The sequence below is a fragment of the Lysinibacillus sp. NPDC094177 genome (genome assembly GCF_050279145.1).
GTDB lineage: Bacteria > Bacillota > Bacilli > Bacillales_A > Planococcaceae > Lysinibacillus.
The window spans coordinates 78,398-78,604 of sequence record NZ_JBNNTW010000013.1; positions in this window are offsets into that span (position 1 = coordinate 78,398).

Genomic DNA, 207 nt, shown 5'->3' on the forward strand with positions numbered 1-207 from the left:
TAATAATTTCATTACTTTATAAGCTAATCAAAGGAGGAATCATTCATGCGTTTTGAAACATTTAAACCAACTCAATGTAACGAACAACATGGCATTACTATCAACATTACTATCTCTAAAGAACGTTAATAATTTCATTACTTTATAAGCTAATCAAAGGAGGAATCATTCATGCGTTTTGAAACATTTAAACCAACTCAATGTAAC